Origin of the sequence: Bacillus rugosus (genome assembly GCF_023238245.1) — a bacterium.
GTDB lineage: Bacteria > Bacillota > Bacilli > Bacillales > Bacillaceae > Bacillus > Bacillus rugosus.
This window is the reverse complement of record NZ_CP096590.1, coordinates 405,743-422,468: the sequence shown is the minus strand read 5'-3', so window position 1 is coordinate 422,468 and position 16,726 is coordinate 405,743. Positions and strand designations below refer to the sequence as shown.

The following is a 16,726-nucleotide window of genomic DNA, read 5'->3' as shown; positions in this document are numbered from 1 at the left end:
TGACTGCGGTATAACTTCGCTGATAAAGATAGACACTAAAAGCGGAGGGTGATGAAGCATGAAGATATTAGGCGTGACAGGGATCATACTGATTTGTTTATTAACCATTTCTGTTTTTATGGACATGCTTCAAGGTTTCAGTTTTACAAAAGCCATTTATAACAATATGTCCAGCTTTAAGATGACGACGTTCGCAGAATGGGTTGTGCTTTTCTTTTTTGTTTTGATATTGGCCAGAGAAATGTATGTGATCTATAAATCGAAAAAAAAGAACCCCTAAAAGGGGCGCTTTTTCAAGCGATAATATTGCCATCTGCTGTATCACTGCTATGTTTGTTGATGGTTCCTTTGAAAATGCGATTGCCGATGATTTTGGAATTGGTTGAGGTGTTTGTTTGAATAGCTGTCGCCGTGCCAGCGGAGAGGTTATTGATGGTGTTTCCAGATATGATAGAGCCTGCAGAACCGTTGATATAAATGACAATCGGATTTCCGGCTGTTCTGTTGACTGAAATGGTGTTATCAAAAATCTCATGCACACCGGCGTTGATATAGATGGTGACCAAAAGCGGAGATCTCTCAAAGTGGTTGCTGATAATTGAGGTTTTCGCACTTGTGGAACAGTAAATCGGGTAATTTTTAAACTCTTTACATGTGTTGTTTTTAATGATAGCGCTCGCATTGTTTGTAACAGAAACAGTATATGATTCTGGGGCTGCTTCAAACGCGTCAGGATTCAGTGTATTTCCTTCAATCACCGCGTTTCCTTGAGCGATCCAGATCCCCCGGCTGAATTTTCTCAGTACATTATCCTTAATGATCATATCACCGCCCGATATGTTCACGCCGTCAATGACTTGAATGAGGCAGTTATTCAGAAATGCGGTATCATCTGACAGCACTGCGCGAAGGCCGGTACTGCGCCTTGTTTCAGACAGTCCGTTTTGAATCTGGTTGCCGTCTACCTTTACGTCGGAAGACTGATAAACCAATATCCCTGTGTTTTCAAAGTTGCTGATTTTATTGTTCGTAACAAGAACGCTCTTTCCCCTGACATCAATCCCGGTCGAAAACCCGGTAATGAGATTGCCTGCGATGACCGCATCACTGCTCTCTTTTCCTTGTGACACACCGAGTCCGGTAATCCCGACTCTAGGTGCAGCCGCCGCGCCTTCCGCCCGTCTGAGGATATTTCCTTTAATTACCGTTTGCGTTCCATACCCATAACTGATCGTATTGTCTGAGTGGTTTCCTTCTATTGAAATGCCGTACCCGTTAAAATTGGTCACAGAACTTGAAACGTTTCCGATAAAATGGTTATTGCGAATGGATACATTGATCGGTTCCTCATAATCAATATCTCCTTCGCCATATCCTTCTATGTCAATTCCGAATCTCGGCGCTGTTCCATTTCCCGTCCCGGCGTCTGCGATCACACATTCCTCCACCGTAACCATATCACATCCGGTAATGGAAATATTATTTCTTCTTGATCGCCGAACCTCACAGCGGCGGATGATAATTTGCTCTGACGTTCGATAATCATTAATTGTCTTTAATCCCCTCGGGCTGACAATGATCCCATCTCCGGTAAAATCAGAAATTTTGACATCATCAATGACAACATTCGAGCATCCTTCAATACAAATGCCAAAGCCCCATTCATGGGTTGACCTTATCCCTGCTGACGCATACGTATGCTCATCACGTTCGCCGATAATTTGTCCTCCGGAAATGGTTATATTCTCTTGCTTGCCTACATAAAATGCGGAATAACCCCACGAACTGTTCGGGATCACTTTGATGATACACTCGGGGTCCATCACAATCTCAAGGTTGCCGGGAACAATGATCCCGGCGTTTCGAAACTTCTGATTGGAATCTCCTCCAAGCGTTCCGTCTATTAAATATGTTCCCTTTGGAAACCAGACAGTATGATATCCTTTCGAAACAGCCGTACTGAGGCAGTGATTAATCAGTACTGTTGAATCCGTTTTTCCATCTCCTAAGATACCGAAATCCGCCGCATTTAATATGAATTCAGCCAATTGCGAGCCTCCTTCTCTATGATTACTATTATGATACTCACAATGGCCCGATCCGCTTGTACATTTCTCTAAAATTTTATTAAAAAAATATAAAGGAATAGTTTTGTAAGAAAACCTTACAAAAAAGGACTTAATAATTAGGATGAAATCACTATTTTTATACATCTATAATTTTTCCATTATGGAACTATTTGAAATGAGTATAAATTATATTGACACAAGTATTATATAAGAATATGATTTTTATAATACACTTTTTTAAGAAAGGGTTTGGCTGACATGGCTTCAATTGATAACGAAAGTATCATTAAAAGCGTCCCGCAAAAAGGGTTCTTTGGTCACCCGCGAGGACTATTTACACTATTTTTCACCGAATTTTGGGAGCGTTTCTCTTACTATGGTATGAGAGCAATCTTGCTTTACTATTTGTATACAGAAACGGTTAACGGAGGGCTTGGCTTTGACAAAGGCACAGCGGTTGCCATCATGTCGATCTACGGGTCACTCGTATACATGTCCACTATTATTGGCGGATGGCTTGCTGACCGGGTATTCGGAACCGCAAACACTGTGTTTTACGGCGGCATATTCATTATGTTCGGCCACATTGCACTCGCCTATCCGGGCAGCGCGACAGCATTTTATATCAGCATGGCGCTTATCATTATCGGAACAGGCTTATTAAAACCAAACGTTTCAAGCGTGGTTGGAGATCTTTACACGAAAGAAGACCCGCGCCGCGACTCAGGTTTTAGTATTTTCTACATGGGGATTAACCTTGGCGGTTTACTTGCGCCGTTAATTGTCGGAACACTCGGACAGAAGTACAACTATCATCTCGGCTTCGGAGCTGCCGCAGTTGGAATGCTTCTCGGACTTATCGTATTTGCTCTGACAAGAAAGAATAATCTCGGGCTTGCAGGCTCAAATGTGCCGAATCCGCTGTCTAAAAAATCTGCGATTGGTACTGGAATCGGTGTTATCATTGTGACAATCGCAGTGATGATCTCTGTACAAACAGGCATGCTGACGATCAATGGTTTCATCGACCTTGTAAGTATTCTCGGTATTTTGATTCCTATTGTTTATTTCATCATCATGTTTACAAGCAAAAAAGCGGACAAAACAGAGAAATCTCGTCTTGCCGCTTACATCCCTTTGTTTATCGGTGCTGTCATGTTCTGGGCCATTCAGGAACAGGGAGCGACCATTCTTGCGGTTTACGCTGATGAACGCATACGGCTTTCATTGGGCGGATTAGAACTTCAGTCATCTTGGTTCCAATCATTAAATCCATTGTTTGTTGTCATTTTCGCGCCAATTTTCGCGTGGCTATGGATGAAGCTTGGCAAACGCCAGCCGTCCACACCAGTTAAATTCTCAATCGGAATTATTCTAGCTGGCTTGTCATTTATCATTATGGTATTCCCTGCAATGCAAGGAAAAGAAGCACTCGTAAGCCCGCTTTGGCTCGTTCTCAGCTTCCTGCTTGTCGTGCTTGGAGAGCTGTGCCTGTCTCCAGTCGGTTTATCCGTAACAACGAAACTGGCGCCAGCTGCATTCTCTGCACAGACAATGAGCATGTGGTTTCTGACTAACGCAGCAGCCCAAGCGATCAATGCCCAAGTAGCCGGATTGTTTGATAAAATTCCTGAAACAACCTACTTCGGCACCATCGGTTTGATATCTATCGTGCTTGGCGGCATTCTCCTGCTGCTTTCGCCGATTATCAAACGCGCGATGAAAGGGGTCTTATAATTAAAAACAGCCTGCCTATTTTGGCGGGCTGTTTTTATATTTGTCCATCCATTTGCTGAAGCTTTGATCAAAGGCTTGCGGTTCTTCCAGCATCGGCTGATGGCCGCTCCTCTCAAAAATAACCTTCTTCACATGGGGATATAAGCCGTCAACATCATCCCACAGCGTAACAGGCGCAACTAAATAATCATATCTCCCTAATCCGATGTAAACCGGCACTTGAACATCAGCTAACCGCTCAATAAGATCAAGTTGGGCAAATGTATGCCCCCATAATTCATCGATAATCGGCATATTCGTGAAAACACCGTCCCATAAAGCAGCATGCGGCCGCTCTTGATAAAAGCTTTTCGCCTCAGCGCGAATACACATGTGCACGAAGCGTCTTTCGGGATCTTTCTCGATGTCCAGCGGCAAATTCGCGATATCTTTTTCAAAGCGTTTTTTTCTCTCAAGACTGGCTGTCTCCACGAAAAACAATTCACTTTTTCGCCGTCTTGCTTCACTGTTATCAGGTGCAGTGTTGAGAAGCGCAACCTTCCGAACATGTTCAGGATATGTTCTGGCATATTCTAAAGCCATAAAAGCATGTCCAGAATGCCCGAAGATGACCACATCCTCAAGCTGAAGAGACGTTCTCATCCTTTCAATATCGGCCAAAACGGCATCAAGCCTCAGATCCTCTGTCCGCAGTTCCCGCTTTGGCTTGGCAAATCCTCTGTGATCGGCAAAAATCCATTGATACTTCTGTTTGATGTCTGAGGAAAAAAGACGAGGGTAGTAAACCGCACTTCCGATTACAAGGATGGGTGCGCCCTCTCCCTCGATTCGATAAGATAAATCAAAACCGTCTGAGTGACAGATCCCCGTACGTTCCATTTCTCACGCCCCCTTTGTTTTCATTATATAAAATAAAAGCCTGACGCATGGCGTCAGGCTTTCGATATTACCGTTTTAATTCCTCAAGCGTTCTTTCCCACCTGTTTAGCACCTCTTCTGGGCTGTGAAGCCGGATACGGACACCAGAAGTCAAATCAGCATATTTCGCGACGTCCTCCTTCACTGAAACGATGCGGCAGGCAAAACGGTCTCTGTCATATTCGGTTTTTTTGAGAGGCGGCAAGGGCTCACAGTGCAGCTTCACATAATGAGCGGCTCCCTTCCACCATGCCGTGAACTGCGCTTTTCCGGTGCGACGGACGTTGGCTGCAGTCGCTGTGTTTTTCCACAGAGCGATTCGGATATCTGTTCGGCTCAGAGCGATAATTTCTCCCGCGCTGATCATAGCGGCGTGCGGCCAGCCATCCTCCGATACCGTTTGTAAAACAAAAGCCTCCTGCTGCTTCTCTTTCAGGCGATTCCCGTCGAGCAGCTCAAAGAGACGGTCTGAAATGCCGCTCACGCTGATCAAGCCTTTCGTTCCGGCACAGCCGGAACTTCAATTGCTGTTTCTGTTTCCTTCGGATCAATTTTAAACGCCGGATTGTATTTCGCCGGATTTGTAATGCTTTCCGGCTCACAGGATCTCCATGTAAAAAAGCATGTTTGACACTGATAAACTTCCCATGCGCCTTCTACAGGCGATTTGCTCATGACTTCTCCCTTTTTTGAATCGCATCGAGGACATGTATGCATATCGGATCATCCTTTCCTTATTTATTCATTAGGTCCATTAATTTTTGTTCCCATTCTTTCGTTGTTAAAGGTGAATCAAGCGGCTGTGAGTAATGGCCTCTTGTTTCCGGTGCAACCGGTGTAGTGGCGTCAAGAATCATTTTGTGAGTGATCCCTGATGGGTTAGATCCCGGGTCAAGCGGCAGGACAGATAAGTCCGGAATGATGACCGCATCGTGTTTTGGATGCATTTTGGTCGAAAGCGCCCACATGACCTGCGGCAGGTTGAATGGATCTACATCTTCGTCAACGACAATGACCATTTTGCAGTAGCCGAGTCCGTGCGGCGTTGTAAGAGCACGCATGCCGACTGCTTTCGCAAATCCGCCATAGCGGTTTTTTGTGGAAATAATCGCGATTAAACCGTGAGTATACATGGCGTTCACAGCGACAATTTCATTCGGATACGCTTCTTTTAACTGCTGATAAAGCGGCACACAAGTATTAATGCCAATCATATAATCGCATTCTGTCCAAGGCATGCCTAAGTATAAATGTTCAAAAATCGGATTATTTCTGTGATATACGCGATTAATTTTGATAATCGGCATGCTGCGTCCTCCGGAATAATGGCCTGTGAACTCACCGAACGGGCCTTCATATTCACGCTCTCCGGCAATGATTTCACCTTCAAGCACAACTTCAGCACCCCATGGAACATCAAGGTCAGACAGCTTAGATTTGACGATACGATATGGTTCGCCTTGAATCGCACCTGCCATTTCGTATTCTGATTGATCATAGAGAAGCGGAGTCGATGCCGCCGTTGTTATGACCGGCTCACAGCCGAGCGCAATGGTAACCGGAAGATTGATGCCGCGTTCTTCAGCTTGACGCAGATGGATCGCAATATCGTGCTGCGGCACTGGCTGAATGCCAAGGCGGTCTTTTCCTTTGACCTGCATTCTGTAAATGCCGACGTTTTGTTTTCCGAAATTCTCAGGGTCTTCAAGATCGCGGGAAATGACACATGCTTTGTCTAAATAGTAACCGCCGTCTCCTTGGTTAATTCTGAAAAGGGGCAGTATATCGAACAAATTGATATCTTCTGTGATTTCATTTTCATGAAACGGCGCTGTTTCCTCACGTTTGACCGGCATTGGAAACTGGTCATAACGCTTCGCGAATTCAAAAAACTGTTCTTTTACCGGCGTGTCTTTCGGCATCCCCAGCATCATTGCGTGGTTCGGCCAGGAGCCAATCACATTCATCGCAATTTTCGCGTTGTGATAGCCGTAAATGTTGTTAAATAAGAGCGCTGGGCTTTTATCGCCAAGATTGCTGGCTGCGCGTGCTGCGGCCCCTAAATCTGGCTCGGGCTTAACCTCTTCATTCACTGTTAGCAGCTGCCCTTCTTTTTCAAGGGCAGCGAGAAATTCTCTGAAATCTTGATAAGCCATGATCAAGCTCCTCCTTTTTGTTTTTCAATCCCATTCCAGCGTTTCGCTTCAGGAAGACGAATGCTGAATTGGTCCAACGTTCTGAATACAATATGGTCGACCATTTCCTCTAAGCTGCTCGGCTGATTATAAAATGCCGGCATCGGAGGCAGAATGATAGTGCCCATTTTCGTAAGCGCTAGCATATTTTCGAGATGAATCTGGTTCAAAGGCGTCTCTCTCGTTAAGAGAACGAGTTTTTTTCTCTCCTTGAGCATGACATCCGCCGCACGTGTCAGCAGATTATCCGCCATCCCGGTGCGAATGCTTGCGAGAGATTTCATGCTGCATGGCGCAACAATCATTCCATCGGTATCAAACGACCCGCTTGAAATGGCTGCCGCCTGATCCTTATGCGAATAAGTATATGTGGCCAATTGTTCTACTTCTTTTAAGGTATAGCCTGTTTCGTGTTTGATCGTGACGTTAGCCCAAGGAGACACAACGAGATGGGTTTCCACTTCAGCGGCCTTCAGCCACTCCAGCAGCCTGACCCCGAAAATAGCCCCTGTTGCCCCTGTCATTCCGACAACGAGTTTCACTTTGCCCCCTCCTTTACGCTTGATTTCTGCTTTCATTTCCATCATACTCCTGATATATCCATATGAAAAATATCTGTTAAATCTATATTTAATACTTTAAAGGTATAATAGGGAGGCACTTTCTTTTGGACATTCGCCAGCTTCGATATTTCATCACTATAGCCCAAGAACAGAAAATCACGTCCGCCGCCAAAAAACTCCACATGGCGCAGCCGCCTTTAAGCAGGCAGCTGAAACAGCTGGAGGACGAGTTAGGTGTTGTTCTGTTTGACAGGAATAAGAAAAAACAAATGACACTTACATATGAAGGAACTGTTTTTCTGAAAAGAGCCAAGGAGATTCTTCACAGGTTTGAGGATGCCGCCATTGAGGTACAAGAGCTGAAGGAGAAGGTGGCCGGCACGCTGGCCGTGGGTTCAACGATTTATTGCGCCGCTTTGATGCTTGAAAAAGTAACACAGATCAAAGAGAGATATCCGCATCTCACCTTTAATATTTGGGAGAATGAGCCTGCGACGCTGTTAGAGCTGCTGGAAAGCCGTCAAATCGATGCGGCGGTCACGACGACACTGATGAAAAGCGACACGGTTCAATTCAAACAGCTTGAGGACATTCCATGTGTGCTCGTGCTTTCAGAAGAGGCAGGATATCCTTGCGGGGACACCATTAAAATGGAGGACATTCCTTCCTTTCCGCTGATTCTGCTCCGGCCTGTCAACGGAAAAGGCGTCTATAATCAGGTCATGAATGAATTTCATCGTCTGAATCTGGAGCCGCGCATTGTTTGCGAATGCCACGATTCTGCAACTTTGCTCAGTCTCGTCTCATCCGGATTCGGCGCATCCATTCTGCCCATCACAATGATTCCCGTTCATATGAGAAACCATGTTCACACCGTCCATATCGAAAACAATCCCTTCATTATGACACCGGCTGTCATGTGGAGAACGGATAGTTATTTGCCTAAACCGGTACAGCAATTTTTGGATTTGTTTTAAAAGATTTTGCCTTATGAAAACCAAATACTTGACTCATACTAAAAAAAAGTTATCCTTTAGATTTGTAAGCTAATTTTTTATTTCAATAAAATCAACCAGAAAAGTGGGGAATAAGATGAAAAAAGCATTATTGGCTTTATTCATGGTCGTAAGCATTGCAGTTCTCGCAGCTTGCGGAGCAGGAAATGACAATCAGTCAAAAGATAACGCCAAAGACGGCGATCTTTGGGCTTCTATTAAGAAAAAAGGTGTCCTGACAGTCGGTACGGAAGGAACATATGAACCGTTCACTTATCACGACAAAGAGACTGACAAGCTGACTGGCTATGATGTGGAAGTCATCACAGAAGTCGCAAAACGCCTAGGGCTGAAAGTCGACTTTAAGGAAACGCAATGGGACAGCATGTTTGCCGGCCTGAATTCCAAACGGTTTGACGTCATTGCCAACCAAGTCGGAAAAACAGATCGTGAAGACAAATATGATTTCTCAGATAAATACACAACATCAAGAGCCGTTGTCGTTACGAAGAAAGACAACAACGATATTAAGTCTGAAGCAGATGTAAAAGGAAAAACGTCAGCTCAATCACTGACAAGCAACTACAACAAATTAGCTACAGATGCGGGCGCGAAAGTTGAAGGAGTTGAAGGCTTGGCACAATCCCTTCAATTGATCCAGCAAGGACGCGTCGATATGACATACAACGATAAGCTTGCCGTATTGAACTACTTAAAAACATCAGGCAACAAAAACGTGAAAATCGCGTTTGAAACAGGCGATCCACAGTCAACGTATTTCACGTTCCGCAAAGGAAGCGGCGAGGTTGTTGATCAAGTCAACAAAGCATTAAAAGAAATGAAAGAGGACGGGACTCTTTCTAAAATTTCTAAAAAATGGTTCGGCGAAGATGTTTCTAAATAATCTGCCGGCATTGACGCTTGGCACGGCGATCCCGTGGGATCTGGTGCAGCAGTCATTCTGGCCGATACTTTCAGGGGGAATCTACTATACGATTCCCCTTACGATTCTTTCCTTTATATTCGGAATGATACTGGCGCTGATTACGGCGCTTGCCAGAATGTCGAAAGTGAGACCTTTGAGATGGGTGTTCAACATATACGTATCCGCCATACGCGGCACTCCTCTTCTCGTTCAATTGTTCATCATTTTCTATCTGTTCCCGGCCTTTAACATTACACTAGATCCTTTTCCAAGCGCAGTTATCGCCTTTTCATTAAACGTCGGCGCCTATGCATCTGAAATCATCCGGGCATCTATTTTATCCGTGCCGAAAGGGCAATGGGAAGCCGGTTACACAATTGGCATGACACATCAGAAAACGCTGTTCCGCGTCATTTTGCCGCAGGCGTTTCGTGTGTCGATCCCGCCATTATCCAATACCTTTATCAGCCTGATCAAAGATACATCCCTCGCCTCTCAGATTTTGGTCGCTGAGCTGTTCAGGAAAGCTCAGGAAATCGGCGCGCGGAATCTTGATCAGATTTTAGTTATCTATATTGAAGCAGCCTTTATTTATTGGATTATCTGCTTCCTGCTTTCACTCGTCCAGCATGTCATCGAACGGCGTCTTGACCGCTACGTGGCCAAATAAGGAGGTTCCGAGTATGCTTACCGTTAGAGGATTAAACAAATCATTCGGTGAAAATGAAATTTTAAAAAAGATAGATATGAAGATTGAAAAAGGGAAAGTCATTGCCATACTTGGGCCGTCTGGTTCAGGGAAAACGACGCTGCTCCGCTGCCTAAACGCGCTGGAGATTCCAAATCACGGAGAGCTTGCATTTGATGACTTCGCCATCGATTTCTCCAAAAAGGTGAAACAGGCAGATATCCTAAAGCTTCGCCGGAAATCCGGAATGGTGTTTCAGGCGTATCATCTGTTCCCGCACCGCACAGCCCTTGAAAACGTGATGGAGGGTCCTGTTCAGGTGCAAAAACGGAACAAAGAGGAAGTCAGAAAAGAAGCGATTCAACTTCTTGATAAAGTCGGATTGAAGGACAAAATGGATTTATATCCGTTCCAGCTTTCCGGCGGACAGCAACAGCGCGTCGGCATCGCCCGTGCATTGGCAATTCAGCCTGAGCTCATGCTGTTTGACGAACCAACATCAGCACTTGACCCCGAGCTTGTCGGAGAGGTGCTGAAGGTTATCAAAGATTTGGCCAATGAAGGCTGGACCATGGTCGTCGTGACCCACGAAATTAAATTCGCCCAGGATGTGGCGGACGAAGTCGTCTTCATCGACGGCGGCGTGATCGTGGAACAGGGACCACCGGAGCAAATTTTCTCCGCACCAAAAGAAGAACGGACGCAGCGGTTCTTGAACCGGATTTTAAACCCGCTGTAATCAGAAAAACAGGGCGCCTGCGGCGGCCCTGTTTTTTTTGTTGAGCACCTTCCGCCTATTCCGCCCTTCTGTCAGATGTGCTACAATGACAATCGACTGATTTTTACGAAAGAAGGGACTCACGTGAAGCAAGAACTTGTTCTGCGCTGGACATTTTATTTTGCCGGTTTGATCATTTTGGCTTTTGGTGTATCCCTGACGATAGAAGGAAAAGCACTCGGAATAAGTCCGTGGGATGCATTTCATTACAGCCTATTTCAGCACTTCGGGCTTACCGTCGGCCAGTGGTCTATTATTATTGGAGCGCTCATTGTCGGATTAACGTCATTGTTCACGAAGGCTTGGCCGAAAATTGGGGCGATCCTGAACATGGTGCTCATAGGTGTATTTATAGATTTTTTCAATTTCATTCTGCCTGCCCCCTCGACCTACATGGGCTCCGTCATCGTCTTCTCTCTCGGCGTGGTGCTGATCGGTTACGGCGTCGGTGTATATGTATCAGCAGGTCTTGGCGCGGGGCCGCGTGATTCACTGATGATGCTGATTACAGAAAAAACCGGCTGGAATGTGCAATGGGTGCGGAACGGTATGGAAATAACGATTTTGTTTGCGGCATGGGGCATGGGCGGTCCGATCGGTTATGGTACCATTTTGACCGCCATCCTCACCGGACTCATTTTGCGCTTTTCATTGCCCCAGTCAATCCAGCTGCTGAATTATGCTGTGGCAAGGCGGACAGCCGCTGTGAAAGCATCTCCGCCACTGCACTAATCATTTGTCAGACAAAAACGGACCAGTTCATTGGCCCGTTTTTTTGTTTTCATTCATGTTCTCCAGGCTTGTCTCATAAATTGGTACTATCTCTTATGATAGAGAAATACTAGAGACGGAAGGTAACATGATGGAATCTCTCCAACAATTTGCAAGACGCACCTTCAGCATATTGCTCTTTTTCTTTTTACTGTATTGTTTTATTCTGCTTGAACCTAATAAGCTGTCTTTTCATATTCCGGAGTCACTGCTAAATGTAAATACCATTTTCCTGAGTATTTTGCTTGAATCTATTCCATTTATCATGCTCGGCATCTTTTTTTCTTCTTGCATTGAGTTCTTTGTCTCTGATGAATGGATGACCAAATGGATCGTCAAGAATCCGTATGGCGCAATAGGGTCCGCCGTCGTCATCAGTATTCTTTCCCCTGTATGTGAGTGTGCTGTGATTCCGGTGGTGCGCCGACTCATTCAAAAAGGGCTTCCTCTGCATGTCGGCTCGGTGATCTTAGTGGGCGCCCCCATATTAAATCCGATTGTCATCCTCTCCACCTACTATGCCTTCAGCAGGCATTTGGAGCTTGTGTACGCGAGGATTGGACTAGCTGTTGTCATTTGTATCATAACAGGGCTTATGATGTATTGGATATTCGGAAATAAGAAAATGCTGAAACAACAAAAATCAGATCCCTTACCGGAGTACAGTCAACAGCTTCTCGGAAAACGCTTGAAACCTATCATCACCCATGCAGTTGAAGAGTTTTTCGATATGGGCCGCTATTTGATAATGGGTGCATGTATCGCCAGCCTGTTTCAAACGTTCTTAAATCGCGGGGCTCTCGCTGAGCTTGGGACAAGTGACCTGTCAGGTTCCGCTGTCATGATGGGATTGGCATTTGTCCTGTCACTTTGCTCACATGCGGATGCGTTTGTCGCATCTACTTTTTCAGGCACCTATTCTCACGCTTCCCTTCTCTCCTTCATGCTGTACGGCCCGATGTTAGATTTAAAAAATACGTTTGTTTATGCTTCCTTTTTTAAAAAACGTTTTGTGTTTGTATTTTTTGTTGTCATTTCAGCTTCAGTTCTTGCAATCGTTTGGCTGTATGGTTTGATTACCTCATAAAGGGTGAGTGAGTTGAAAGAAAATAAAACGTATTCTTTTGATGCTGTTGTTCAGGGTCTTTTATTAATTGGCTTTGCATTGATGACATTAAAACTTTATTTGACAGGGCACATTTTGCATTTCATTTCTCCGCGTATGCTTTTATTTACAAAGTTCTTTATTTTGGCTGCTTTTGCGCTTGGCATACTGTCATTTATATGGAGAAAACAAGACACTCCGCACGCCTGCTGCGCATGTGCAAGCAGTCATACACATTCTCCGTCTCACCCATGGCTGTACAGCTTTTTTCTGATCCCTATCGTTTCCGGTTTTCTTTTCCCTAACCACGTGCTGACAAAAGATGTGGCAAAGAACAGAATTTTCTCAGCAAACAGCACCAAGATCTCAGAAGAGAAGAAATGGGATACTCAAACGCAATCCCCTGATGAAACAGGTGCAGCAGCTGTACTGCCAAGCGGTTATGAAAAAGAACTGGCGCAGGAGCTGGAACGGAAGAATGTTATTCAGATTTCAGATCAATATTATGTTCCAATCATCAATCTCCTGCTGGACAATGCAGGAGATTATGCAGAGAAAGAGATCGACATGAAAGGATTTGTCTATTTTGATGAACAGCTGAATCACTATATCGTCGGACGTTTTGGCATATCCTGTTGCATTGCAGATGCTGCGGTTTACGGACTGCCGGCTGCATTCACAGAAAAAACGGGTGTAAAGGAAGGCGAATGGGTTCACATTACGGGGAGGCTTGCTGTTTTTCAGAAGAATGGCGAACACCTTCCAATCGTATCTGTCACACACACGAAAAAAATCAATACGCCAAAAAGCCCCTATGTATATGAGATCATCGAGGATCTTACTCCGAAGTAAAACAAAATATGATAGGATGGTTTTGACAATCTTTTGCAGACGGAGGATCTAGAATGAAGATTTACGGAATTTATATGGACCGCCCGCTTTCCCAGGAAGAGACTGAACGGTTCATGTCTTTCATATCGCCAGAAAAACGGGAGAAATGCCGGAGATTTTATCATAAAGAAGATGCTCACCGCACCCTGCTGGGAGATGTGCTCGTTCGCTCAGTCATCAGCGGACAGTATCAGCTGGACAAAGCCGATATCCGCTTCAGCGCTCAGGAATACGGGAAACCCTGCATCCCTGATCTTCCTGACGCCCATTTCAATATTTCTCACTCCGGCCGCTGGGTCATTTGTGCGTTTGATTCACAGCCGATTGGCATCGATATTGAAAAAATGAAACCGATCAGCCTTGAGATCGCCAAACGTTTCTTTTCAAAAACAGAGTACAGCGACCTTTTAGCAAAAAATAAGGACGAGCAGACAGACTATTTTTATCATCTATGGTCAATGAAAGAAAGCTTTATCAAACAGGAAGGCAAAGGCTTATCGCTTCCGCTTGATTCTTTTTCAGTGCGCCTGCACCAGGACGGGCAAGTATCCATTGAGCTTCCTGACAGCCATACACCATGCTATATCAAAACCTATGAGGTGGATCCCGGCTACAAAATGGCTGTGTGCGCCGCGCACCCTGATTTCCCCGAGGATATCACAATGGTCACGTACGAAGCGCTTTTATAAGCGGCTCATCAGCAGCTTGACGCCATGCTCAATATCTTCCGTTTTCACATTGGAAATATTGATTTTTAATAGATTTTCTTTCGGATAATCTGTTAAATAATGACGGTCTATTGCCTCAAGGAGAACCCCTTGTTTTTTCAGCCTTTGAATCACCCTTGAGGCAGGCAGATCCGGAGGAAGCACCAGATGGGTGTGCATACAGGGCGCCTGCCCGCTGGAAAACGTAAAGCGTCCGCTTCCCAGCTGCCTATGTGTGTGAATGGCTTGATGAAGCCTCAGTGACCGTTCCTTGTAGGAAGCGCGGATCTTCTCCTTATGCCTGCCATACATGCCGCTTTTCAGATAAATCTCCAACGCTGCTTGAGAAATCATAGAGCAGTCGATGTCGTTTAGCTTTTTGTAAGTGTGAAACGTGTCAGTCAGCGCATCCGGCAAAACAGCGGCCCCCACGCGAAGGCCGGGGAACATCATTTTTGAGAAGCTTTTCAAATAGATGACATGCGAGGACAGATCATATGCGTACAGCGGATCTGCCTTTTTATTTTCCTCCAAATCACCAAGATAATCATCCTCAACGAGATAAACATCATACATTTCTGCGAGTCTCACAAGCTCTCGTTTATCACGCTCTGATAAAGAGCAGCCAAGCGGGTTATGGAAGCGCGGCATCGTATAAAAAAATTTGATCGATTCTGTCTGAAACAACCGCTCGACCTCACCCATATCAAGCCCCTCTTCCGTTCTTTTCACACCGATGGCAGGAATCCCAAGCGTCTCAAGCTGTTCAATCATCAAATGGTAGCCTGGCTGTTCAATGGCGATCTTCTCTTTCCCATTTGGAAACGGCATTGCACAAAGCAGGGACAACGCCTGCTGGACACCTGATGTAATGAAAATGTGCCGTTCATCCGCAAATACCTGCTGATTGGCCAGCAGCTTTCGGAGTACACGGATGAGTGATGGAAGCCCCTTTGGCGTTCCATAAATAAACAAATCATTTTTGTATGTATCAATTGCTTTGTTGATGCAGTGCTTAAAATCAAGATACGGAAACACATCTGGGTCCGGAGCAGAAGTGGCAAAGTCGATGGAGCCCGGCTGGCCGCTTTTTGATTTTCCCGTCTTTTTCACAATAAAATAGCCGCTTTTCGGAACAGAGTAGATGAGGTGGCGCTTTTCCAGCTCCTGCAGCGCCCGGATCACTGTGCTTTTGCTGACTTGGTAGCGGGCGGACAGCTGACGGATGGACGGAAGCCTGTCTCCTTCTTGATAGGCGCTGCTTTGCATCATCTCCTCTATCCTCATTAAAAGACTCATATATTTCTCCATGCTTTCTCCTCTCTCCCTGTTGTGTACCGGTACAGTTCATTGTTTTTCTCATTGTACCGTTCTGGTCACGGCCATACAATAAAATAAAGCGACCGGCGCAATTTAGGTAAAGGAGCACCTTCCATTATGGTTAACAATCAGCAAGCCTCCGCTTATATGGCGGCTATCTTATATTCGTTCATTATCGGTTTATCTTTTCTATTCGTAAAAATCGCACTGCAAACAGCCGAACCGTTTGATATTCTGGCGCACCGGTTCACCATTGCGTTTGCTGCGGCCACTATACCCGTCTTATTCGGCTGGATAAAGCTATCAATCCGTGTAAAGGACGTCATTGCCATTTTGCCGCTTGCCCTGCTGTATCCGGCATTGTTTTTTAGCTTTCAGGCATTCGGCCTTGTGTACTCGTCCTCCTCTGAAGCGGGAATTATTCAGGCAGCGATTCCGATTTTCACGATGGTTCTTGCCGCCTATGTTTTAAAGGAACGCTCGACATGGACGCAGAAGGGTTTCACGGTTTTATCCGTGGCCGGCGTCATGTTTATTTTTGTGATGAAAGGCGTCGATGTGGAATCAGCCAGCTTAACAGGCTCTTTGCTGATCCTGCTGTCCGCTTTGTCCTCCGCGATGTACAATACCGCTGCCAGAAAAATGACCCAGCGGTTCAAACTGACCGAGCTTACCTACATCATGTCAGCCATCGGCTTTGTCGTCTTCAACGCCATCGCCCTTATTCGCCACGGCGCGGCTGGAACTGTCAGCACTTATTTTCAGCCATTCCGGGAGCCCGGCTTTGTTCTCGCCATTGTGTATTTGGGCGTACTGTCTTCACTCGTCACTTCGTTTCTGTCCAACTATACACTGTCACGGATTGAGGCGTTTAAAATGAGCGCTTTTAATCATGTAGCCACTATCGTGACGATGATTGCAGGCGTGGTGATTCTAAACGAAACCCTGGCCTGGTATCATCTTGCCGGAGCGATTTGTATTATGATTGGCGTGGTGGGGAGCAATACCAATCTGCAGAAAAAGACAAATCGCCATAGGTTCCCTGCAAAAAAATGAGAAATTAT

The 16,726-nt window shown here is 45.4% G+C and carries 18 protein-coding genes; 11 read left to right on the top strand and 7 right to left on the bottom strand.

The window, feature by feature from the left end; translation table 11 throughout:
• Positions 1-58 precede the first annotated feature (58 nt).
• Complete coding sequence (locus M0696_RS02140; protein WP_222143538.1) at positions 59-280, top strand: YczF family membrane protein; 222 nt, start codon at positions 59-61, stop codon at positions 278-280.
• Between the two features lie 13 nt (positions 281-293).
• On the opposite strand, the gene M0696_RS02135 is transcribed toward M0696_RS02140, so the two are convergent.
• Complete coding sequence (locus M0696_RS02135) at positions 294-2,048, bottom strand: right-handed parallel beta-helix repeat-containing protein (RefSeq protein WP_222143537.1); 1,755 nt, start codon at positions 2,046-2,048, stop codon at positions 294-296.
• Positions 2,049-2,327: 279 nt separating this feature from the next.
• Between M0696_RS02135 and M0696_RS02130 the strand changes: the two genes are divergently transcribed.
• Entirely contained in the window at positions 2,328-3,806 is a 1,479-nt protein-coding gene (locus tag M0696_RS02130) for a peptide MFS transporter (RefSeq protein ID WP_222143536.1), read from the top strand.
• 15 nt (positions 3,807-3,821) lie between these two features.
• Here M0696_RS02130 and M0696_RS02125 read toward each other — a convergent pair whose 3' ends face one another.
• The 5 genes from M0696_RS02125 to M0696_RS02105 form a co-directional block, all read right to left on the bottom strand.
• Entirely contained in the window at positions 3,822-4,685 is an 864-nt protein-coding gene (locus M0696_RS02125) for an alpha/beta fold hydrolase (protein ID WP_222143535.1), read from the bottom strand.
• Between the two features lie 67 nt (positions 4,686-4,752).
• A complete protein-coding gene (locus tag M0696_RS02120; protein WP_222143534.1) occupies positions 4,753-5,217 on the bottom strand; it encodes a pyridoxamine 5'-phosphate oxidase family protein in 465 nt (154 codons plus the stop codon).
• Positions 5,214-5,441, bottom strand: a complete 228-nt coding sequence (bsdD, locus tag M0696_RS02115) for a phenolic acid decarboxylase subunit BsdD (RefSeq protein ID WP_019257455.1) — start codon at positions 5,439-5,441, stop codon at positions 5,214-5,216. Before bsdD ends, M0696_RS02120 begins: the two co-directional genes overlap by 4 nt.
• A gap of 17 nt (positions 5,442-5,458) precedes the next feature.
• Entirely contained in the window at positions 5,459-6,880 is a 1,422-nt protein-coding gene (gene bsdC / locus M0696_RS02110; protein WP_248602433.1) for a phenolic acid decarboxylase BsdC, read from the bottom strand.
• A 2-nt stretch (positions 6,881-6,882) separates the two neighbouring features.
• Positions 6,883-7,497: a non-oxidative hydroxyarylic acid decarboxylases subunit B gene (locus M0696_RS02105; RefSeq protein WP_248602432.1), complete on the bottom strand. Its 615-nt coding sequence runs from the start codon at positions 7,495-7,497 to the stop codon at positions 6,883-6,885.
• A gap of 89 nt (positions 7,498-7,586) precedes the next feature.
• Here M0696_RS02105 and bsdA point away from each other — a divergent pair, with 89 nt between their 5' ends.
• From bsdA to M0696_RS02065, 8 genes are all read left to right on the top strand, one after another.
• Complete coding sequence (gene bsdA, locus M0696_RS02100) at positions 7,587-8,459, top strand: transcriptional regulator BsdA (protein WP_166854311.1); 873 nt, start codon at positions 7,587-7,589, stop codon at positions 8,457-8,459.
• 115 nt (positions 8,460-8,574) lie between these two features.
• Entirely contained in the window at positions 8,575-9,381 is an 807-nt protein-coding gene (gene tcyA / locus M0696_RS02095; RefSeq protein ID WP_166854312.1) for a cystine ABC transporter substrate-binding lipoprotein TcyA, read from the top strand.
• On the top strand, positions 9,368-10,072 hold the full coding sequence (gene tcyB / locus M0696_RS02090) for a cystine ABC transporter permease TcyB (RefSeq protein ID WP_222143531.1): 705 nt from the start codon (positions 9,368-9,370) through the stop codon (positions 10,070-10,072). Before tcyA ends, tcyB begins: the two co-directional genes overlap by 14 nt.
• Positions 10,073-10,085: 13 nt before the next feature.
• A complete protein-coding gene (gene tcyC, locus M0696_RS02085; RefSeq protein WP_248602431.1) occupies positions 10,086-10,829 on the top strand; it encodes a cystine ABC transporter ATP-binding protein TcyC in 744 nt (247 codons plus the stop codon).
• Positions 10,830-10,952: 123 nt separating this feature from the next.
• On the top strand, positions 10,953-11,600 hold the full coding sequence (locus M0696_RS02080) for a YczE/YyaS/YitT family protein (protein ID WP_166854314.1): 648 nt from the start codon (positions 10,953-10,955) through the stop codon (positions 11,598-11,600).
• Between the two features lie 130 nt (positions 11,601-11,730).
• On the top strand, positions 11,731-12,726 hold the full coding sequence (locus M0696_RS02075; RefSeq protein WP_428830222.1) for a permease: 996 nt from the start codon (positions 11,731-11,733) through the stop codon (positions 12,724-12,726).
• Positions 12,727-12,738: 12 nt separating this feature from the next.
• Positions 12,739-13,596, top strand: coding sequence for a TIGR03943 family putative permease subunit (locus tag M0696_RS02070; protein WP_166854315.1), 858 nt, complete (start codon positions 12,739-12,741; stop codon positions 13,594-13,596).
• Positions 13,597-13,649: 53 nt separating this feature from the next.
• The gene (locus tag M0696_RS02065) at positions 13,650-14,324 is read left to right on the top strand and encodes a 4'-phosphopantetheinyl transferase (RefSeq protein ID WP_166854316.1); all 675 of its coding nucleotides are present in this window, start codon (positions 13,650-13,652) and stop codon (positions 14,322-14,324) included.
• On the opposite strand, the gene M0696_RS02060 is transcribed toward M0696_RS02065, so the two are convergent.
• On the bottom strand, positions 14,319-15,653 hold the full coding sequence (locus tag M0696_RS02060) for an aminotransferase-like domain-containing protein (RefSeq protein ID WP_222143530.1): 1,335 nt from the start codon (positions 15,651-15,653) through the stop codon (positions 14,319-14,321). The two genes, M0696_RS02065 and M0696_RS02060, sit on opposite strands and share 6 nt — an antisense overlap.
• A 126-nt stretch (positions 15,654-15,779) precedes the next feature.
• Between M0696_RS02060 and M0696_RS02055 the strand changes: the two genes are divergently transcribed.
• Entirely contained in the window at positions 15,780-16,718 is a 939-nt protein-coding gene (locus tag M0696_RS02055; protein ID WP_222143529.1) for a DMT family transporter, read from the top strand.
• Positions 16,719-16,726: the final 8 nt, after the last annotated feature.